Origin of the sequence: Neisseria sp. P0024.S006 (assembly GCF_051956595.1) — a bacterium.
Lineage (GTDB): Bacteria > Pseudomonadota > Gammaproteobacteria > Burkholderiales > Neisseriaceae > Neisseria.
Map to the genome: position 1 here is coordinate 174,010 of NZ_JBQCXH010000001.1, position 19,808 is coordinate 193,817.

Here is a 19,808-nt window from a genome sequence, read left to right on the forward strand (position 1 = left end):
AATCATGGATCTGCACAATATCCGCGAAGATTACAGCAAACGCGAGCTTTCTGAAGCCGAGTGCCATGCCGACCCGATTGTCCAATTCGAGCAATGGCTGAACGAAGCGATTCACGCCGAAGTCAACGAGCCGACTGCGGTCAACGTTGCCGCCGTAGGTGAAGACGGCAGACCCAACAGCCGCATGGTGCTGCTGAAAGAAGTCAACCCCAAAGGCTTTGTTTTCTTTACCAATTACCACAGCCGCAAAGGCCGCTCCTATACGGCACACCCTTTTGCCGCCATGACTTTTTTCTGGCCGGAACTCGAGCGCCAAGTGCGCATTGAAGGACGCATCGAAAAACTCGACGCCGCCGCTTCGGACGAATATTTTGAAAGCCGCCCCTACACCAGCCGTATCGGCGCATGGGCAAGCGAACAAAGCGAAGTGATTTCCAGCAAAGCCGTTTTAGTGGCCAAAGCCGCAGCCGTCGGCGTCAAACATCCTCTGCATGTTCCCCGCCCGCCGCATTGGGGCGGATACCTCGTTATTCCCGACCGTATCGAATTCTGGCAAGGCCGCCCGAGCCGCCTGCATGACCGCATCCAATACCGCCTGGTTGACGGCAACTGGATACGCGAACGCCTTTCGCCATAATTTTCGGATTTTCAAACAAAAATTTACTGGTTGAGTTACAATACAGCCTTTCATCGGCAGGCCGTCTGAATCTGATTTTCAGACGGCCTTTTCCCCCAATCCAACCCCTGCCGCAACCGCCGCAGAAGAACCGCTTTGTCAAGCGAGTTAGGAAAAATCATGTCCAAACAGCCTTCCAGCAAACGCCAATGGCGCGACGGCGTATCATCTACCGCCAAAAAACCTTCCAAACCGGCCAAATCCTTTGCCAATAAAAAACGTCCAGACAACGAACGCAAAACATCAGGCAAACCTTACGGCCAAAAAGTTTCAGACGGCCCTAAAGCTCAAAATACCGTGCCAAAACAACGTGCCGCCAAAGCCAAAAAACTGGTGGTCCGCAACCCCAACCAAAAAATCATGGAACACGCCCGCGATTTGAAAGAACGCCGCAGCGACCTTTCTCGCTTCGAACCCGAGCGCCTGCAAAAAGTCCTGGCCGCTTCCGGCGTCGGCTCACGCCGCGAAATGGAAGAATGGATCAGCAACGGCTGGGTAACGGTCAACGGCCGCGTCGCCCAACTGGGCGAAAAAGTTACGCCCGATGACCACGTTACCGTCAAAGGCAGCATCATCAAACTCAAATGGGCCGACCGCCTGCCGCGCATCATCCTCTACTACAAACAAGAAGGCGAAATCGTTTCCCGCGACGATCCGCAAGGCCGCATCAGCATTTTCGACCGCCTGCCGCAAGCAGCCAGCAGCCGCTGGGTGGCCATCGGCCGTTTGGACATCAATACCAGCGGCCTTTTGATCCTGACCACTTCAGGCGAACTGGTTCAACGCTTTGCCCACCCCAGCTTTGAAGTCGAACGCGAATACGCCGTGCGCGTATTGGGCGAGTTGACCACCGAACAAATGCGCATCCTGACCGAAGAAGGCGTCATGCTCGAAGACGGTTTGGCAAAAGTCGAACGCATCTACGAACAAGGCGGCGAAGGCGCAAACAAATGGTACAACGTCGTCATCAAAGAAGGCCGCAACCGCGAAGTACGCCGCATTTTTGAAAGCCAAGGCCTGACCGTCAGCCGCCTCGTCCGCGTAGGCTTCGGCCCTATCGGCCTGCCAAACCGCCTCAAACGCGGCCAGTTCTACGAACTCAATCCGGCAGAAGTCGCCAACATCATCAAATGGGCGGATATGCTGCTGCCTGGCGAACGTCGCAGAAAGAAAAGTTAATGTAAGATAAATCGGGGCTGAGGCCTTTACAAAATCGTCTCAGCCCGACAAAATCTTGCCTAAGTCATAAACATAGTGGGTTAAGTTTAGACCAGTACCGCATTGCTCCGCCTTGTCCTGATTTAAACTTAACCCACTATTCACACATTAAAATCTAAATAAAAAGTGACTCTGCGCTCTCGTTGAATCTGCCAATACACTGCCATCAACACTTTCAACAATCAGCAAGAGATATTTCTATGGAGCTCGAATCATGCCCCGTTTTTTCCTAAAAACCGTTTCCATACTCACTTTGGCAGCTTTAACCGCGTGTTCTGAATCAAAAGAATACTCAAATCCCTCTTTTGGTCCCTCTCTAGGATTCAAGGAAAGCCAAATTGTTGCCATACAGAAGGTTAAAATACCTGCTGTCAAGGTTCAAAACACCGAACGCTACCAAGACCAACCCGACCAACCGGTTAAATCCGTTGCTCAAGAACCTGTTTCCACATTCAGCATTGATGTCGATACCGGCAGCTACGCCAACGTCCGCCGATTTCTGAACAACGGCAAACAGCCGCCCAAAGATGCCGTGCGCATTGAGGAAATCGTCAATTATTTCCCTTACAACTATCCACTGCCTACTGATGGCCGCCCATTTGCCGTTCACACTGAAACCATTGATTCTCCATGGCAACCGGAAGCCAAGCTGATCAAAATCGGCATTCAAGCACAAGACACGGCAAAGAAAGACCTGCCGCCCGCCAATCTTGTGTTCCTCGTGGACGTATCCGGCAGTATGGCTGCAGAAAATAAACTTCCGTTGGTTCAAAAAACGTTGCGTATCTTGACCCAACAATTACGCCCGCAGGACAAAGTTACCCTGATTACCTATTCATCAGGCGAAGAGCTGGTGCTTCCGCCCACATCAGGTTCAGATAAAGAAACCATCCTGAAGGCCATCGACAAGCTGAAAGCCGCAGGCTCGACTTCGGGTGAATCCGCTTTACGCATGGCCTACGAAGAAGCGCAAAAGGCCTTTGTACCCAACGGCATCAACCGCATCCTGCTGGCGACCGATGGCGACTTTAACGTTGGCGTATCTGATACCGAAACGCTCAAATCCATGGTTGCCGAAAAACGTAAAACCGGCGTTTCACTCAGTACGCTAGGCTTCGGTACGGACAATTACAACGAAGACATGATGGAACAAATTGCCGATGCAGGCGACGGCAATTACAGCTACATCGACAACGAAAAAGAAGCGAAAAAAGTCCTGCAACAGCAGCTGACCTCCACACTCGCCACCGTTGCGCAGGATGTCAAAATCCAAGTTGAATTCAATCTTGCCACCGTCAAAGAATACCGCTTGGTCGGCTACACCAACCGCACCCTGCGCAATGAAGACTTCAATAATGACAAAGTAGATGCGGGTGATATCGGCTCAGGCCACAGCGTGACCGCCATTTATGAAATCATTCCGGCAGGCAAAAACGGTTGGCTGAACGAATCACGCTATCAAAAAGCCCCGGCCGCCAAAGGCAGTAAAAACGAATACGCCTTTGTCAAAGTACGCTACAAACTGCCTGGGGCAAAAGACAGCAAGCTGATGGAACAAGCAATTCCCGTTGGTAGCAAACCGCTGGAGCAAGCCGATAAAGACACCCTGCTCGCCCTTGCCGCGGCTTCCTATGCCCAAGCCCTGCGCGGCGGCGAATACAACGGCAAACTTGGCTGGAGCGACATTGAAAAAATGGTACAGCAAGTCCAAGGTGATGATCCGTTTGAGCTGAAATCGGAATTTCTCCAATTGGTACGCATTGCCGCCGGTAATGAAAAGCAATCAGGTCCTTTGGTTAAAGAATAAACCTGAAAAAGGCTGTCTGAAAAACATTCAGACGGCCTTTTAATTACACTTTTTATTTTTCCGATTTCAACACGCGTTGACGGCGGGTTTCGCTCAATACCATGCCTGCACTGACGGAAACGTTCATGCTTTCAACTGTGCCAAACATCGGAATCGATACCAGCATATCGCAATGTTCGCGCGTCAGACGGCGCATGCCTTCGCCTTCGTTGCCCATTACCCAGGCCACACTGTCGGGCAAGTCGCAGTGGTAAAGGTCAGAGTCGCCGCCCATGTCCGTGCCGACAATCCAAATGCCGTATTCTTTCAGCTCACGCAAAGTACGGGCAAGATTGGTTACAGTAATATACGGCACAGTTTCCGCTGCGCCACAGGCAACTTTGCTGACGGTCGCATTCAGGCCGGCACTTTTGTCTTTAGGTGCAATCACGGCATGTACACCCATCGCATCGGCAGTACGCAGACACGCGCCGAGGTTGTGCGGATCGGTAATGCCGTCCAATACCAGCAAAAACGGCGGTTCGCTCAGGTTTTCCAATACATCTTCCAAGTGAACATGGTTTTTGGAAGCATCGATAAACCCGACCACGCCCTGATGACGCGCCCCTTTGCTGATGGCATTCAGGCGGTCGGCATCAGCAAAATGCACGCGTACGTTTTCAGAGGCCGCTTTATCCAATACATCGCGGGTGCGCGCATCGGATTTGCCCTCTTGGATATAGAGTTCGGTAATCGATTTCGGGTTTTGCCACAAACGGGCATTGACGGCGTGAAAGCCATAGATGAGTCGTTGGTTTGCCATGTTTTTGCTTTATCAAAAAATTCAGACGGCCATTATAACAAGTAAGGCCGTCTGAAAATTTTTTATTTCATCAAATAACCGAGTATGCCCGAAGTACCAACGCCGATTAATACCGTCACCAACATCGAAAACCGGCTGGCGGCCAATACCGTCAAAGCAATGGCAATCAGCTCATGCGGTTTGTCCGACACAAAATAAGGCGCAATCACAGAAATCAACACGCAACCCGGCGCGGCCTCCATCACCACTTGCGCGCGACGGCTCAACGTACGGTTGCGCAATGCAAAAAAGCCGATTAATCGGGTTGAATAGGTAACGGCCAACATGCTTAAAAACAGCAGAAACGATTGCAGCGACAACAAATCCTTCATTTTTGCTCTCCCCACAAATACGCCGCCAACAAACCCGACAACGCTCCGGCCGGAACATACCATGCGCCGTCCACGGTCAAATAGATTGCGCACGCCACAATCAGGCTGACAAACCAAGGGCGTGAAGCCGCAAAGCTCTTCCACATACCGCGCAGCAACACCAAAAACACCGCAGGAAACGCCATTCCGAAGCCCCAAGCAGCTACATCGCCGAACATCGGACCGACTGCCGCGCCAAATGCCGCAAAACCAATCCAAGTTACATACAAAATAAAGCACACGCCGGCATAAAACGGCATATTGAACGCAGGTAAACCTGCCGCCTTACGCTTTTGAATTTCAGCAAACGCCATTGCCCAGCTTTCATCACACATTACAAACAGCGCGGGCATCGCCTTTTTCAGCGGCATATCCCTCATATACGGAGCAATCGCCGCACCCATCAGAATATGGCGCGAATTGATCATAAACGTTACCGTTGCAATCAGCAGAATCGGCAAAGGATTTGCCCACAAATTGACTGCGGCGAATTCCGAACCTCCGGCAAAATTCATGCCCGTCATCAGCAGCATTTCCAGCCAACTCATGCCCTTCTGCCCACCCTGCATACCCAAAATCAGCGCCCACGGCAACAGACCGATCAACATGGGCGAGGTTTCTTTGATACCACGCAGAAATTCAGATTGGGGAGAAGCAGTGTGATTCATTTTAATTGAAACGGTTTATTAAAAAGAAGCGACGTATTATAAAGCATGCCGTCTGAACAAGGGTATAATACGGAAAAATAGATTTATTACGGAAACCGATATGACCCACACCGTCCATCTGCAGTTTGAAGAAATTGACAATACCGTATTGCAACGCCTGTGCGGCGCGCTCGACAGCAATCTTGAAGCCTTAGGCAAAGCCCTTGATATCCAAATCAGCCGCCGCTTCGAACATTTCACCTTCATGGGCGAACTGGCACACGCCGGTCGTCGTGCCTTGCTGTCGCTTGCCGAAGCCGCAGAAAAAGGCGACTTGGACGACAACGCCATCAGCCTCGCGGCCGTCGAAGCCAAAACCGCAGATGAGAAACACGAAGAAAAACACCACGACCAACAATACTATTTCCGCACCAAACGCGGCAGCATCGGCGGCCGCACACCGCGCCAAAACGGCTATATCCGCGCCTTGCTCAACCACGATGTCGTGTTCGGCTTAGGCCCGGCCGGTACGGGCAAAACCTATCTTGCCGTTGCCGCCGCCGTCGATGCCATGGAAAAACACCAAATCGAACGCATTGTTTTGGTGCGCCCTGCAGTCGAAGCAGGCGAAAAATTAGGCTTCCTGCCGGGCGATTTAGCACAAAAAGTCGATCCCTACCTGCGACCGCTTTATGATGCGCTTTATGACTTGATGGGTTTCGACCGCGTGACCAAACTGATGGAAAAAGGTTTGATTGAAATTGCGCCGCTGGCCTATATGCGCGGCCGCACCTTAAATGGCGCATATGTCATTTTGGACGAAGCGCAAAACACCACCCCCGAACAAATGAAAATGTTCCTGACCCGTATCGGCTTCGGTGCCAAAGCAGTCATTACCGGCGACATCAGCCAAATCGACCTGCCGCGCAACATCAAATCCGGCTTGAAAGATGCACGCGAAAAACTGCGCGACGTAGAAGGCCTGTATTTCCACACCTTCACCAGCGAAGACGTTGTCCGCCATCCTTTGGTGCAAAAAATCGTCGAAGCCTATGAAGCTGCCGAAGAACAAGCTGACAAGAAAAACGACGAATAATCTTTTCAAATACTTAAGGCCGTCTGAAAATCAAATTTCAGACGGCCTTCCTACATCATTCGGCACATAATACTGCTATAATCCGAAAACCAAGTAAAACAACGACTTCAAAAGGAAAAATATGACCCTCAAGCCACCCGTCCGAATCGCCGTAACCGGCGCGGCAGGGCAAATCGCCTACGCCACCCTCTTCCGTATCGCCGGCGGCATCATGCTCGGACGCGACCAACCCGTTATTCTGCAACTGCTTGACCTGCCACAGGCGCAACAAGCATTGCGCGGCGTGATTATGGAAATGCAGGATTGCGCCTTCCCCCTCTTAGCCGACATCTTCGCCACAGACGATCCTGAAGTCGCCTTCAAAGATGCCGACATCGCCCTCTTGATTGGTGCACGCCCGCGTACACAAGGCATGGAACGCGCCGACCTGCTGCACGCCAACGCCGAAATTTTCAAAATACAAGGTGCGGCGTTGAACAAAGTTGCCCATCGCAACGTCAAAGTCCTCGTCGTCGGCAACCCCGCCAACACCAACGCCTACATCGCCATGAAGTCCGCACCCGATATCCCGCCGGAAAACTTCACCGCCCTGATGCGTCTCGACCACCACCGCGCCGTCAGCCAAATTGCCGAAAAAATCAACCGCCCGATTACTTCCATCGAGCAAATGTGCGTCTGGGGCAACCACAGCCCGACCATGTACGCCGACTACCGCTATGCCACCAGCAACGGCGAGTCCGTCCAAGACATGATTACCGAACCCGACTGGAACACCGAAGTCTTCATGCCGAAAATCGCCGGACGCGGTGCCGCCATTATCGCCGCGCGCGGCTCATCATCCGCAGCCTCCGCCGCCAATGCCGCCATCTACCACCTGCGCGACTGGCTGCTCGGCAGCAGCGGTAAATGGGTAACGATGGGCGTTCCGTCAGACGGCTCTTACGGCATTCCCGAAGGTTTGGTTTTCGGCTTCCCCGTCATTTGCGACGAAGGCAGCTACCGCATCGTCCAAGGCTTGGACTTGTCGGACGAATTCAGCCAAAACCGTATTGCCGCCACACTGGCCGAATTGGAAGAAGAACGTTCAGCCATCCAGGATCTACTCTAAAACAAAGGCCGTCTGAAAACCAAATTTCAGACGGCCTTTACTGTGCAGCCTTATTCCGCTACATCAATGCACAAATATTTCAATTCTAAATACTCGTCCGCACCGTATTTACTGCCTTCACGTCCCAAACCGCTGCGTTTCACACCGCCAAACGGTGCTACTTCATTACTGATTAAGCCCGTATTGATGCCGACCATGCCGTATTCCAAGGCTTCTCCGACGCGCCATTGACGGGCGGTGTCGGAGGTAAAAAGGTAAGCTGCCAAACCGTATTCTGTATTGTTAGCAGCCGCGATGACTTCGGCTTCGGTTTCAAAACGGAATACTGGACACAACGGCCCGAAGGTTTCTTCGCGCGCCACCGCCATTTGCGCCGTAACGCCGCTTAAAACAGTCGGCTCGAAAAACGTTCCTCCCAACGCGCTGCGTTTACCGCCGGTCAGACAACTTGCACCTTTAGCTAATGCGTCGGCGATGTGTTGCTCAACTTTTTCTACCGCTTTTTCCTCAATCAGCGGCCCTTGGTTGACGCCTTCATCCAAGCCGTTGCCCAATTTGAGCGCGGCTACTTTTTCGCTTAATTTGCGGCAAAATTCGTCGTAAATGCCGGATTGAGCGTAAACGCGGTTGGTGCAGACGCAGGTCTGGCCGCTGTTGCGGAACTTGCTGGCGAGCGCGCCTTCGACGGCTTTGTCCAAATCGGCATCGTCAAACACGATAAACGGCGCGTTGCCGCCCAGTTCCAAACTGAGTTTTTTAATGTCCGCCGCGCTGTCGGCAAAAATTTTCGCGCCGACTTCAGTCGAGCCGGTGAAGCTGATTTTGCGCACGGTCGGGTTCGTAGCAAATTCATGGCTGATTTCCGAAGCATGACCGCTGACAACAGGCAATAAATCCTGAGGCACACCCGCTTCATAAGCCAGTACGGCCAACGCATACGCACTCAAAGGCGTGAGCGATGCAGGTTTGACGATCATCGCGCAGCCCACCGCCAAAGCAGGTGCAGCCTTACGCGCAATCATTGCGGACGGGAAATTCCACGGCGTAATCGCAGCGGTAACACCGATAGGCTGTTTCAACACAACCAGTTTTTGCGATGCTTTCACACTTGTCAGCACATCGCCGTCAATCCGCCGCGCCTCTTCCGCAAACCAGCGCACAAACGAAGCCGCATAATCGATTTCGCCGCGCGCCTCGGTCAGGCTTTTGCCCTGCTCCATCGTCATGATGCGCGCCAGTTCTTCTTTGTTTTCCTTAATTAAGAAATACCAACGCCACAACACATCGGCGCGTTCCAACGCAGTTTTTGCCGCCCACAATTTTTGTGCCGCCTCCGCCTTTTGAATCAAAAGCTTCAGGCCGTCTGAATCAGTCTTACGGACAAACGCCAAAGCCTCACCTGTTGCAGGATTATCAACTTTAATAGCATCTGGAATCAGAGAAAAGGAAATATCGGGATGGTTGAGCAAGTGGGCAAAATCTTTCATAAGAAACTAGCTTTCTAAAATCTGGAATATGTGTTCATTATCATATTCATACCATGAAAGCGCAACTGAATCGCAAAATAAGACAACAGCAAAGGCCGTCTGAATATCTTACAGACGGCCTTTGCTTTAGCGACATCATATCCATCTTAATTACGAATGAAATACGATGATTAATACTCTACCTCAAAAGGATAGGACACATATATGACAACAATTTGCTATAATACAAAACTCATTTCGACCCTCATTCGAAATTCCATTTTCAGACGGCCTTTGTCTGTTTATAAGGCCGTCTGAAATGTTTTCCGTCCATCCTCTTCTGCCGAGCCATGATTCCATCTGATTTCATTGACGAGCTTTTGTCCAAAGTCGATATTGTCGATATTATCGACGAGCAGGTTCCGCTGAAGAAAGGCGGGGCGAACTATATGGCCTGCTGTCCGTTTCACAAGGAAAAGACGCCGTCGTTTTCGGTCAGCCCGACCAAGCAGTTTTACCATTGCTTCAGTTGCGGGGCGCATGGTTCGGCAATTGGTTTCGTGATGGAACATCAGGGGCTGTCGTTTCCGGAGGCGGTACAGTTTCTTGCCGACCGTGTGGGCATGACGGTGCCTAAAGTTCGCGGGCAGGAAGACAACCCCGAAATCCGTGCCGACCGTAAGAAAAAACAGCAGACTTTGGAAGAAACAACGGCAGCGGCAGCGGATTTTTATGCGCAACAGTTGAAATTCAATCCGGCAGCGAAGGCTTATTTAGACAAACGCGGCTTGAGTGCGGAAGTCATCGCGCATTATGGTTTAGGCTATGCGCCTGACGGTTGGCAGCCTTTGGCGCAAGTGTTCCAACCCTATCCTAATACTGCATTGGTGGATACGGGCATGGTCATCAACAACGAAGGCAAACATTACGACCGCTTTCGCCATCGGATTATGTTCCCTATCCGTAATCCGCGTGGGCAGGTTATCGGATTTGGCGGCCGCGTATTGGACGACTCCAAACCCAAATACCTGAACTCGCCGGATACGCCTTTGTTTGACAAAGGGAAAAACCTTTACGGACTATATGAAGGGCGTGCTGCCGTAAAAGAGGCCGGACGGATTTTGGTGGTCGAAGGCTACATGGACGTGGTCGCATTGGCTCAGTTCGGCGTCGGCTACGGCGTAGCGGCTTTAGGTACGGCAACCACGGCGGAACACGTCAAAATCCTGATGCGTCAGGCAGACAGTATTTATTTTTGTTTTGATGGCGACAGTGCGGGACGTAAAGCGGCTTGGCGCGCGCTGGAAAATGCATTGCCGCAATTAAAAGATGATAAATCGCTGCATTTTTTATTCTTACCCGAAGAACACGACCCCGACAGCTACATCCGCGCCTACGGTAAGACGCAATTTGAAGATGCCTTGTTAAACCAAAGCAAGCCCCTATCGGAATACTTTTGGGAACATCTTTCAGACGGCCTCAACCTCAATACGCAAGAAGGCAAAGCAGAATTGGTCAAAACCAGTTCTCCGCTTTTAGCGCAAATTACCGCGCCGGCATTGGGCTATCTCCTGAAACAAAAACTCAGCGAGTTGGTGGGTATTGATCCTGACAACCTCGCCCAGTTACTCGGACAAGAAGCGCCGAAGCGGCACGTCAAACAAAAAAGTTACAAACTGCCGCCCATTTCTGTCAAGCAGCCAACCATGCTGACACTGGTGCAAAGACAGATACGCAGCCTCTTGATAAATCCGGCTTGGGCTTCATATATAGACCTGCCCGATTATCTGGCGTTAAGCGGCGACTTTGCCTGCCTTGCCAATCTGGCCGAAACCATCAAGAATCACGCCACGATTCCGGCAACGGCACAAGTGCTTGAATATATGCGCGGTTCGCCCTATGAGGAAACCGTCAATCAAATCTTTTTATCGACCCTTCACTCTGAAGAAATGGAAGGGGATGACGAAGAAGATTGCGAAAGTTTCCAAATTGGCATGAAAAAGTTGTTAAATGAATTAAAATACAGTCAAATCGAAACTTTAAAGCAAAAAAGTATTCAAACCGGTTTGACCGAAAATGAAAAAAGACTATTGCTGTCGCTTTTGACGGCAAAGCAAAACTAACCCCTCAGGCCGTCTGAACAATCTAAACACACGCTGCGAAGCATGACACGCAGAACACTCCATCCGTAATATTTTCAGACGGCCTCAGAGTATTAAAGTGAAATCTGATTTCACAACAAAAAGCTCTGCTCCGCCTTCAGGTACGGCCACATCACCGTAAACCGTCGGCATCCTATCAACCTAGAGAGCAATCCATGTCTAAAAACCAAAACTACGAAGAATACCAAGACCAAGATGACAACCGTCCCTTGAGTATCGAAGAGCAGCGCGCCCGTCTGCGTCAACTCATTATTATGGGTAAAGAACGCGGCTACATCACTTATTCCGAAATTAACGACGCGCTGCCCGACGATATGTCCGACGCCGAGCAAATCGACAACATCGTCAGCATGATTTCCGGCTTGGGTATCCAGGTAACCGAGCAGGCTCCTGATGCTGAAGACATCCTCTTGAGCGACAATGCCGCCGCCCTGACCGACGACGATGCCGTTGAAGAAGCCGAAGCAGCACTTTCCAGCGCAGATTCCGAATTCGGCCGTACAACCGACCCTGTGCGCATGTATATGCGTGAAATGGGCCAAGTCGATTTGTTGACACGCGAAGACGAAATCATCATTGCCAAAAAAATCGAAAATGCATTGAAAAACATGGTGCAGGCCATTTCCGCCTGCCCGGGTTCAATTGCTGAGATTTTGGCTTTGATCGAACAAGTCCGCAACGACGAAATTCGTGTGGATGAAGTGGTTGAAGCCATCATCGACCCTAATGAAGTTTTATTAAACGAATTGGGTCTGGGTCATTTGGAAAATGCCAAACCTGACGATGAAGAAGGCGAGACCGACAGCGAAGTCGAAGATGACGACGAAGATGATGAAGATGACTCTGGCAGCGATTCCGAAGCCATGTCCGCCGCCCATTTGGCCGAACTGAAACAAAAAGTGTTGGAACATTTCGCCTTTATCGAGAGCGAATACGGCAAAATGATCAAGCAGCTGGAAAAACACGGCAGCCAACACGCCAACTACCTGAAACACCGCGATGCCATTGCCAACAAACTGCTGGAAGTCCGTTTTGCCACACGCCAAATCGAAAATTTGAGCAGCAACCTGCGCAGTCGCGTTGAAAATATCCGCAAACTCGAACGCGAAATCCGCGACATCTGTATCGACCGCGTCCGCATGGATCGCGACTACTTCATCGAAAACTTCCTACCTGCCATTACTGATTTGGAATGGGTTGAAAAAGAAGTAGCCAAAGGCCGAGTATGGGCAAATGCTTTAGATCGTTTCCGCCACGCCATCCTCGAAAAACAAGCCGAGCTGGCCAATATGGAAACCGAAACCCGCATTTCCATTGAAGAGTTGAAAGAAATCAACAAAAACATGGTGTTGAGCGAAAAAGAAACCTCAGCCGCCAAACAGGAAATGATTCAGGCCAACTTGCGTTTGGTTATTTCCATTGCCAAAAAATACACCAACCGTGGCTTGCAGTTCCTTGATTTGATTCAAGAAGGCAATATCGGCCTGATGAAGGCGGTAGACAAATTCGAATACCGCCGCGGCTACAAGTTCTCGACTTACGCCACATGGTGGATCCGTCAAGCGATTACCCGTTCCATCGCCGACCAAGCACGTACCATCCGCATTCCGGTTCACATGATTGAAACCATCAACAAAATGAACCGTATCTCGCGCCAATACCTGCAAGAAACCGGTGAAGAACCTGATTCCGCCAAACTGGCCGAGCTGATGGAAATGCCGGAGGACAAAATCCGCAAAATCATGAAAATCGCCAAAGAGCCGATTTCCATGGAAACACCGATTGGCGACGACGACGATTCGCACTTGGGCGACTTCATCGAGGATGCCAACAACGTTGCGCCGGCAGAAGCTGCGATGTACACCAGCCTGCACGAAGTAACCAAAGAAATCCTCGAAAGCCTGACACCGCGCGAAGCCAAAGTGTTGCGTATGCGTTTCGGTATCGATATGAATACCGACCACACGCTCGAAGAAGTCGGCAAACAATTTGACGTAACCCGCGAACGTATCCGTCAAATCGAAGCCAAAGCCCTGCGCAAGCTGCGTCATCCGACCCGCAGCGACCGCCTCCGCAGCTTCCTCGACAGCGAAGAAAACAAATCATAAAAGCAAACCGCAGGTTGAAAGACCTGCGGTTTTTATTGAAATACAAAAAGGCCGTCTGAAAGCCAAATCTCAAAAGATTTAATCGTTTCAGACGGCCTTAAATTTTATTCAGCCTCAGTGGTTTTCTTTTTCGGACGGCGGCGACGACGTTTGGGCTTGCCATCGGTTGATCCACTTTGTTTCTGACGTTTGCGCTCATTGGCCGCAGTCATTTGTTGACGAGTTTCCTCATCGGCATGCTGGAAAGTTGTCCACCAAGAAGCCATCTCTTTATCAACCTCGCCAACTTCGCTACGCAAAATCAGGAAGTCATAAGCGGCACGGAAACGGGCTTGAGCCAACAGACGATACGGGCGCGCGCCACGCATATTGTCAAATTGCGGCTGAAATTGCCAGATTTCACGCATGGTTGCGGAGAATCTTTGCGGTACGCCCCAACCTTTCTCCACCGTATCGCGCATGGTGTTCATCGCATCCATCAGCGCAGGGACAGGTTTTTGACCATGGCTTTGATTGCGTTGCCAAATAGCGTTTAGTGTCGGCCATAATACCGCCGCCAATACAAAACCGACAGAAACGGACTTATCCGCACGAAGACGCTCATCGGTATTTTTCAAAGCCAACATAATCATACGTTTGTCGGCTGCTTCGGCAGTTTTCAAGGCATCTAAAAGCGGATGGATGCCTTCGGGAATACCCAACTCGTTCAACCGTTTCAAACAGGCACGGGAATGGCCGGAAAACAGGATTTTCATGATTTCGTCAAAAAGACGGGCCACCGGCTCATTTTTCAGACGGCCTGCGTATTCGGCAATCGGCAAAGCCGTTTGCTCTTCCATTTCAAAGCCCAACTTGCCCGACAAACGGACGGCGCGAAGAATACGGACGGGATCTTCCTGATAGCGTTCGGCAGGATTACCTATCATCACCAATTTCTTATCGGCAACATCAGCCACGCCTTGATGGAAATCCCAAACTTCCCCTTTAATCGGGTCGTAATACAGCGCATTGCAAGTAAAGTCGCGGCGCATGGCATCTTCTTCAATGCTGCCGTAAGTATTGTCCTTCATAATGCGGCCTTGCGCATTCTGCTGAACCTTATCGCCACCGCGAAACGTCGTCACTTCAATAGTTTCGGGGCCAATCATCACATGAACGATTTGAAAGCGACGGCCGATAATGCGGCTGCGGCGGAATATTTTACGGATTTGCTCCGGTGTGGCATCGGTTGCAATATCAAAATCTTTGGGCTCAACCCCGAGCAACAAATCCCGAACGGCTCCCCCTACAACATAAGCCTGAAAACCGGCTTCATGCAGGCGTTTGGCAATTTTCTCAGCGGCAAAGCTCAACATATCCGCATGGATACCATGTTGCTCAAGCGGAATAATCTCCTTTTCGGGCAACGACTTGACGTGTTTTTTAGGCAACACTTTATGCAGCCATTTTTTTAACATAAGCAGCTCTTTTCACAATAAAAAAGGCCGTCTGAAACTTGTCCGGCTTAAGCCTTTGCACAATATACTGCCGTAGAAAGAACAAAACATTGAGCAAAGGCTTCAGACGGCCTAAAAAAGACGTGCCATTATACCTTATGGAAGTTCGATTAATTAGCGTATTGACAAAAAATATCGGCTATAATGACGGTCTGACAACGATTCAGGCAAAACATCATGTACCACTACAAATCCGAAGCTACCCAATTCCTCGACAAACTCATGGCCGACCATCCCGAATTAGAAGCGCAACGCCTCGAAAACCGCCATTTACTGTGGGATGTAACCCTTAATCCGGCCGAACAGGCTGAATTTGAAGCGGCCAAAGTCAACAAAAAACCTTACACCTACTATCAAGACTAACCCGTATCGATATGACGACCAACACCCACAATACCGATCCGGCGTTACAGCAGTACCTCAACAGCATCGGTCAGCACGAACATCCCGTTTTGACCGCATTGCGTGAGCGTACCCAATCACATCGTCTGGGAAAGATGGCCATCGCCCAAGAGCAGGCAGCCATGTTGGTGTGGTTGGCCAAGTTATTGAATGCCAAAAAATATTTGGAAGTTGGCGTCTTTACCGGTTACAGCAGCACCGCCATGGCGCTCGCCCTACCCGAAGACGGCAAAATCACGGCTTGCGACATCAATGTAACCTTTACCGATATTGCCCGCGAAACATGGCAGGCAGCAGGCGTAGCGCATAAAATCTCGCTTCATCTGCAGCCGGCTTTGCTGACTTTGGACGATTTGATAGCGCAAGGCGAATCGGAAAGCTACGACTTGGCGCTTATCGATGCCGACAAACCGCCTACGCCGAAATATTTCGAACGCTGTTTGCAACTGGTACGGAGTGGCGGCGTGATTGCCATCGACAATATCTTGTTGGGTGGGCGCGTCATGAATGAAGCTGCCGAAAACGATCCGCCCAGCTTGGATATCCTGCGCCATTTCAACCAAAACCTACCGCACGATACACGCATCGTCCCCATTACCCTGCCTATCGGCGACGGTTTGACACTGCTGCTAAAAAAATAAAACGACACAATCTGATGAAAACATTATCACATTCCCTGTTTCTTTTACCGCTTACTCTATTGGCCGCATCATGCGCCGTTTCCCATCCCCGTCAACCTGCCGACAATGCCAACTTTGTCCTGCCGGATATTCCGCGCAAGCCTTTGCCTGAAAAAAATATTCCTTATCCGCGCTTGGACGAACAAACCCAGATTGACCACTTGGGCATACAAATCGCCCGACTGGAACGCACCGTTGAAGAATTAAATCAACGCCTGCACACATTGGAACAACAGCGAACCATCAAACGTTCAACCCCTTTAGCTCCCAAACCCAAAGCCCAGCGTTTGGACGACCGCAAGCTGAAAATAAACTATTTGGCCAATGGCGGCGGCGTGCCGTCTGAAACAGATTCAGCCGCACAAAACGAGCTGCGCCTTTATAACCAGGCGCAAAAATACTATCAGCGCAACAACTTCTCCGCCGCAGTGGCCATTTTGAAAGAAGCCGACGGCGGCAACGGCAGCGAAATTGCCCGCCGCAATATGTATCTACTTCTGCAAAGCCAACAGCGTCTGGGCAACTGCGAATCCGTTATCGAAATCGGCAGCCGCTATGCAAATCGATTCCGAAACAGCCCGCAAGCCCCTGACGCCATGTACAGCATCGGCCAGTGCCAATACAAACTGCAACAAAAAGACATTGCCCGCAGCACATGGCGCAAACTGATGCAAAGCTTCCCCAACAGCGAAGCGGCAAAACGCGCTGCAATCAGCCTGAAACAAAGATAAACGTTCAGACGGCCTTGTCATCCTTAAGGCCGTCTGAATATTTTTTACCCTTAATCCATTCAAGCAAAAGGAACTCCTCATGATCCAAGTCGGCATTATTATGGGCAGCAACAGCGATTGGCCGGTGATGCAGCAGGCAGCACAATTTCTCAAAGAATTCGGCGTTGAATACGAAGCGCGTGTCGTCTCGGCACACCGTACGCCTGATTTGATGTTTGAATACGCCGAAACCGCACGCACACGCGGCATCAAAGCCATTATTGCCGGCGCAGGCGGTGCAGCGCACTTGCCGGGCATGGTCGCAGCCAAAACCACCGTCCCCGTCTTGGGCGTTCCCGTTCCCAGCAAATACCTGCGCGGAGAAGATTCCCTGCTTTCGATTGTACAAATGCCTAAAGGCGTTCCAGTTGCCACATTTGCCATTGGCGAAGCAGGCGCAGCCAATGCAGCGCTGTTTGCCATTTCACTTTTGGCCAATGAAAATCCTGAATTGGCTGAAAAATTGGCAGCTTTCCGTGCCAAACAAGAACAAACCGTTCTAGCCATGGAATTGCCTGAAGCATAACGGACTAAGGCCGTCTGAAATTGTAAAAGGAAACTTAGATTTCGTTTTACGCTTTTCAGACGGCCTTGTTTATTGATTAAATCAACATCATGAAAACGCTGCTATTCGTCCTACTCTCCACCCTGCTTTGTGCCTGCCAAAACCCAAGTATTCCTGCTCAATCAAACGCTACTCCATCTCAGCAACAAGCCCAAGATACTACCGGAAACCTGATTATCTTCTATGATGCACAAACCGGTTCTGCGCCATTGTTAAAAGCAGTGAAAGCCTCCGGCGCAAGTTTGATTTATGAATACAAAAATCTGAACGGCATTGCTATTCGTCCGTCTTCCAAGACCAAGATTGAAGATGCCATTGCCTATTTCAAAAAGGTAAACGGCGTATTGTCCGTCGAACAAGATAGGCTGCTGAAACTTCAATAATCGAGCTGGTTCTTCGGTCTAATAAAAAAGCCGTCTGAAACGTATTACAACGTTTTCAGACGGCCTTTTACTTGTTCAAAACATTAAATCATGCCTCTGCCTTGCGCTTTTGGCTTGGCTTGGCCGAATTCCAGTTTGCTCAATGCGGAGAGATAGGCTTTGGCAGTTGCCACCAACACGTCGGTATCCGCACCTTGGCCGTTGACCACACGGTCACCGCGTTGCAGGCGGACGGAAGTTTCGCCTTGGCTTTCCGTGCCTTGAGTTACCGCATTGACAGAGTAAATCTGCAAGGTTGCGCCACTTTGCGCCACACTTTCAATGGCTTTGAAGATGGCATCAACAGGGCCTGAGCCGCTAGCGGAAGCGTGTTTTTCTTCACCGCGAATACTGAACACAATATCGGCGCGCGGCTCTTCGCCGGTTTCAGTGCTGATTTTTTGGGAAATGAATTTGTAGCTTTCGGTATTCATATTGCCCATTTCGTCAGACACCAAAGCGTGCAGGTCTTCATCAAAGATTTCGCGTTTCTTATCCGCCAGCTCTTTGAAGCGTGCAAATGCCGCATTCAACGCCTCTTCGCTTTCCAACTCGATGCCCAAATCTGCCAGCTTGCTGCGGAATGCGCTGCGACCGGACAATTTGCCCAAAGTCAGGCGGTTGGTTGACCAGCCGACTGATTCGGCAGTCATGATTTCATAGGTTTCAGGGTGTTTCAACACGCCGTCTTGGTGGATGCCTGATTCGTGTGCAAAGGCGTTTGCGCCGACTACTGCTTTGTTTGGCTGAATCGGATAGCCGGTAATAGTAGATACCAGTTTGGATACCGGCACGATTTGCGTGGTATCGATGCCGGTTTCCAAGCCGAAAAGGTCGTGGCGCACTTTCAACGCCATCACGATTTCTTCAAGGCTGGCATTGCCCGCACGTTCGCCCAAGCCGTTGATGGTACATTCCACCTGGCGCACGCCTGCCTGAACAGCGGCCAGCGAGTTGGCAACCGCCATACCCAAGTCGTTGTGGCAGTGGGTCGACCAGACTACTTTGTCGCCGTTGGGCACGCTTTTGATGATGTTGCTGATACGCTCGTACCATACGGAAGGGATGGAGTAGCCGACAGTATCGGGAATATTGATGGTAGTCGCGCCTGCCTCGATAACCGCCGTAAAGATTTTGGCGAGGAAGTCCAAATCCGAACGCACGGCGTCTTCGGCAGAAAATTCCACATCGTCAGTGTATTCTTTGGCAATTTTCACCGCTTTGACCGCCGCATCGATAACTTGCTGCGGCTTCATTTTCAGTTTGTGCTCCATGTGGATGGGGCTGGTGGCGATAAAAGTGTGGATACGTTTTTTCGGAGCGGGGGAAACGGCTTCGCCCGCTTTGCGCACATCGTTTTCAACGGCACGCGCCAACGAACAGACTGTGGATTTGGTGATGATTTTGGCAATCGCATTAACCGACTCGAAATCGCCCGGGCTGGCTGCGGCAAAACCTGCTTCAATCACATCGACACCCATCTTTTCCAACTGGCGGGCAATACGGATTTTCTCCTCTTTGGTCATGGATGCACCGGGCGACTGCTCGCCGTCGCGCATGGTGGTATCGAAAATGATAACGCGGTTGGTTTGTGTCATTTCTGTTCTCTCCAGAGATTCGTTTTTTTGTAAAAAAGCATTCAAATCAAGCGGTCTGCCTTGCGCTTCCGCCAAAGCGGTCAGTTTTTGCAACTGAGCCAAAGGCAGGGAACCGCGTGTACGCCATTTATAGATAGCCGACGTCGTTGCAGCATTTTCCGGGTCATGCTGTTTCAGGGCTTCGGCCAGCGCGTTTACGCCTCCAAAATAGGCAACCAAACGGTCAATGTCTAATTGCATGATGTTCCTTGTCCAAATCTGATTAAGATTATTGTGTTCTGGTTTTGCATTATACTCATTTTAGACAAAACGACAATCTATTTTTATCAAAATATTGGTGTAAATTTTAAAAATTGAGAAATTTTTATACATTTT

18 protein-coding genes are annotated in these 19,808 nt (G+C 50.5%); 12 read left to right on the forward strand and 6 right to left on the reverse strand.

Annotated features, from left to right (window positions below; genetic code table 11):
- Positions 1–4: 4 nt before the first annotated feature.
- The 3 genes from pdxH (at position 5) to ACTHUF_RS00835 (ending at position 3,701) form a co-directional block, all read left to right on the forward strand.
- Complete coding sequence (gene pdxH, locus ACTHUF_RS00825; RefSeq protein WP_049335246.1) at positions 5–637, forward strand: pyridoxamine 5'-phosphate oxidase; 633 nt, start codon at positions 5–7, stop codon at positions 635–637.
- A 159-nt stretch (positions 638–796) separates the two neighbouring features.
- A complete protein-coding gene (locus tag ACTHUF_RS00830; protein ID WP_315094862.1) occupies positions 797–1,855 on the forward strand; it encodes a pseudouridine synthase in 1,059 nt (352 codons plus the stop codon).
- Positions 1,856–2,108: 253 nt separating this feature from the next.
- The gene (locus ACTHUF_RS00835) at positions 2,109–3,701 is read left to right on the forward strand and encodes a vWA domain-containing protein (protein ID WP_440406721.1); all 1,593 of its coding nucleotides are present in this window, start codon (positions 2,109–2,111) and stop codon (positions 3,699–3,701) included.
- Positions 3,702–3,753: 52 nt separating this feature from the next.
- Here the strand turns inward: ACTHUF_RS00835 and rlmB are convergent, their stop codons facing one another.
- The 3 genes from rlmB to ACTHUF_RS00850 form a co-directional block, all read right to left on the reverse strand.
- On the reverse strand, positions 3,754–4,503 hold the full coding sequence (gene rlmB / locus ACTHUF_RS00840) for a 23S rRNA (guanosine(2251)-2'-O)-methyltransferase RlmB (protein WP_004520319.1): 750 nt from the start codon (positions 4,501–4,503) through the stop codon (positions 3,754–3,756).
- Between the two features lie 62 nt (positions 4,504–4,565).
- Positions 4,566–4,874 carry an AzlD family protein gene (locus tag ACTHUF_RS00845; protein ID WP_003680717.1) on the reverse strand — a complete coding sequence of 103 codons (309 nt, stop codon included), beginning with the start codon at positions 4,872–4,874 and terminating at the stop codon, positions 4,566–4,568.
- Positions 4,871–5,581 (reverse strand): AzlC family ABC transporter permease, encoded by a 711-nt coding sequence (locus tag ACTHUF_RS00850; RefSeq protein ID WP_440406723.1) that lies wholly within the window; start codon positions 5,579–5,581, stop codon positions 4,871–4,873. Before ACTHUF_RS00850 ends, ACTHUF_RS00845 begins: the two co-directional genes overlap by 4 nt.
- Positions 5,582–5,681: 100 nt before the next feature.
- Here ACTHUF_RS00850 and ACTHUF_RS00855 point away from each other — a divergent pair, with 100 nt between their 5' ends.
- The gene (locus tag ACTHUF_RS00855) at positions 5,682–6,656 is read left to right on the forward strand and encodes a PhoH family protein (protein ID WP_315094848.1); all 975 of its coding nucleotides are present in this window, start codon (positions 5,682–5,684) and stop codon (positions 6,654–6,656) included.
- A gap of 121 nt (positions 6,657–6,777) precedes the next feature.
- Positions 6,778–7,764 (forward strand): malate dehydrogenase, encoded by a 987-nt coding sequence (locus ACTHUF_RS00860; protein WP_315094846.1) that lies wholly within the window; start codon positions 6,778–6,780, stop codon positions 7,762–7,764.
- Positions 7,765–7,814: 50 nt separating this feature from the next.
- Here ACTHUF_RS00860 and ACTHUF_RS00865 read toward each other — a convergent pair whose 3' ends face one another.
- Positions 7,815–9,251, reverse strand: coding sequence for an NAD-dependent succinate-semialdehyde dehydrogenase (locus ACTHUF_RS00865; protein ID WP_315094844.1), 1,437 nt, complete (start codon positions 9,249–9,251; stop codon positions 7,815–7,817).
- 329 nt (positions 9,252–9,580) lie between these two features.
- On the opposite strand from ACTHUF_RS00865, the gene dnaG reads away from it, so the two are divergent.
- A complete protein-coding gene (gene dnaG / locus ACTHUF_RS00870) occupies positions 9,581–11,353 on the forward strand; it encodes a DNA primase (protein ID WP_315094842.1) in 1,773 nt (590 codons plus the stop codon).
- A 194-nt stretch (positions 11,354–11,547) separates the two neighbouring features.
- Positions 11,548–13,500, forward strand: a complete 1,953-nt coding sequence (gene rpoD, locus ACTHUF_RS00875) for an RNA polymerase sigma factor RpoD (RefSeq protein WP_440406726.1) — start codon at positions 11,548–11,550, stop codon at positions 13,498–13,500.
- A gap of 104 nt (positions 13,501–13,604) precedes the next feature.
- Here the strand turns inward: rpoD and ACTHUF_RS00880 are convergent, their stop codons facing one another.
- The gene (locus ACTHUF_RS00880) at positions 13,605–14,957 is read right to left on the reverse strand and encodes a polynucleotide adenylyltransferase PcnB (protein WP_440406728.1); all 1,353 of its coding nucleotides are present in this window, start codon (positions 14,955–14,957) and stop codon (positions 13,605–13,607) included.
- Positions 14,958–15,173: 216 nt separating this feature from the next.
- Between ACTHUF_RS00880 and ACTHUF_RS00885 the strand changes: the two genes are divergently transcribed.
- The 5 genes from ACTHUF_RS00885 to ACTHUF_RS00905 all read left to right on the forward strand — a co-directional run bounded on the left by ACTHUF_RS00885 (position 15,174) and on the right by ACTHUF_RS00905 (position 17,796).
- On the forward strand, positions 15,174–15,359 hold the full coding sequence (locus tag ACTHUF_RS00885) for a DUF3460 family protein (RefSeq protein ID WP_003746542.1): 186 nt from the start codon (positions 15,174–15,176) through the stop codon (positions 15,357–15,359).
- 11 nt (positions 15,360–15,370) lie between these two features.
- Positions 15,371–16,039: a class I SAM-dependent methyltransferase gene (locus ACTHUF_RS00890; RefSeq protein WP_070838069.1), complete on the forward strand. Its 669-nt coding sequence runs from the start codon at positions 15,371–15,373 to the stop codon at positions 16,037–16,039.
- A gap of 14 nt (positions 16,040–16,053) precedes the next feature.
- Positions 16,054–16,809, forward strand: a complete 756-nt coding sequence (locus tag ACTHUF_RS00895) for a tetratricopeptide repeat protein (RefSeq protein ID WP_440406730.1) — start codon at positions 16,054–16,056, stop codon at positions 16,807–16,809.
- A 79-nt stretch (positions 16,810–16,888) separates the two neighbouring features.
- Positions 16,889–17,374, forward strand: coding sequence for a 5-(carboxyamino)imidazole ribonucleotide mutase (gene purE, locus ACTHUF_RS00900; RefSeq protein WP_440406732.1), 486 nt, complete (start codon positions 16,889–16,891; stop codon positions 17,372–17,374).
- A gap of 89 nt (positions 17,375–17,463) precedes the next feature.
- Positions 17,464–17,796: a hypothetical protein gene (locus tag ACTHUF_RS00905; RefSeq protein ID WP_440406734.1), complete on the forward strand. Its 333-nt coding sequence runs from the start codon at positions 17,464–17,466 to the stop codon at positions 17,794–17,796.
- Between the two features lie 83 nt (positions 17,797–17,879).
- Here ACTHUF_RS00905 and ACTHUF_RS00910 read toward each other — a convergent pair whose 3' ends face one another.
- Positions 17,880–19,673 (reverse strand): 2-isopropylmalate synthase, encoded by a 1,794-nt coding sequence (locus tag ACTHUF_RS00910; RefSeq protein WP_440406736.1) that lies wholly within the window; start codon positions 19,671–19,673, stop codon positions 17,880–17,882.
- Positions 19,674–19,808 lie beyond the last annotated feature (135 nt).

Bases quoted from the DNA above. Each gene is read 5' to 3' on its own strand.
- ACTHUF_RS00890 (WP_070838069.1), top strand. From the start codon at position 15,371: ATGACGACCAACACCCACAATACCGATCCGGCGTTACAGCAGTACCTC.
- ACTHUF_RS00880 (WP_440406728.1), bottom strand. From the start codon at position 14,957: ATGTTAAAAAAATGGCTGCATAAAGTGTTGCCTAAAAAACACGTCAAG.
- pdxH (WP_049335246.1), top strand. From the start codon at position 5: ATGGATCTGCACAATATCCGCGAAGATTACAGCAAACGCGAGCTTTCT.
- ACTHUF_RS00865 (WP_315094844.1), bottom strand. From the start codon at position 9,251: ATGAAAGATTTTGCCCACTTGCTCAACCATCCCGATATTTCCTTTTCT.
- rlmB (WP_004520319.1), bottom strand. From the start codon at position 4,503: ATGGCAAACCAACGACTCATCTATGGCTTTCACGCCGTCAATGCCCGT.
- ACTHUF_RS00855 (WP_315094848.1), top strand. From the start codon at position 5,682: ATGACCCACACCGTCCATCTGCAGTTTGAAGAAATTGACAATACCGTA.
- ACTHUF_RS00830 (WP_315094862.1), top strand. From the start codon at position 797: ATGTCCAAACAGCCTTCCAGCAAACGCCAATGGCGCGACGGCGTATCA.
- ACTHUF_RS00850 (WP_440406723.1), bottom strand. From the start codon at position 5,581: ATGAATCACACTGCTTCTCCCCAATCTGAATTTCTGCGTGGTATCAAA.
- ACTHUF_RS00910 (WP_440406736.1), bottom strand. From the start codon at position 19,673: ATGCAATTAGACATTGACCGTTTGGTTGCCTATTTTGGAGGCGTAAAC.
- ACTHUF_RS00895 (WP_440406730.1), top strand. From the start codon at position 16,054: ATGAAAACATTATCACATTCCCTGTTTCTTTTACCGCTTACTCTATTG.
- purE (WP_440406732.1), top strand. From the start codon at position 16,889: ATGATCCAAGTCGGCATTATTATGGGCAGCAACAGCGATTGGCCGGTG.
- ACTHUF_RS00845 (WP_003680717.1), bottom strand. From the start codon at position 4,874: ATGAAGGATTTGTTGTCGCTGCAATCGTTTCTGCTGTTTTTAAGCATG.
- dnaG (WP_315094842.1), top strand. From the start codon at position 9,581: ATGATTCCATCTGATTTCATTGACGAGCTTTTGTCCAAAGTCGATATT.
- rpoD (WP_440406726.1), top strand. From the start codon at position 11,548: ATGTCTAAAAACCAAAACTACGAAGAATACCAAGACCAAGATGACAAC.
- ACTHUF_RS00905 (WP_440406734.1), top strand. From the start codon at position 17,464: ATGAAAACGCTGCTATTCGTCCTACTCTCCACCCTGCTTTGTGCCTGC.
- ACTHUF_RS00860 (WP_315094846.1), top strand. From the start codon at position 6,778: ATGACCCTCAAGCCACCCGTCCGAATCGCCGTAACCGGCGCGGCAGGG.
- ACTHUF_RS00835 (WP_440406721.1), top strand. From the start codon at position 2,109: ATGCCCCGTTTTTTCCTAAAAACCGTTTCCATACTCACTTTGGCAGCT.
- ACTHUF_RS00885 (WP_003746542.1), top strand. From the start codon at position 15,174: ATGTACCACTACAAATCCGAAGCTACCCAATTCCTCGACAAACTCATG.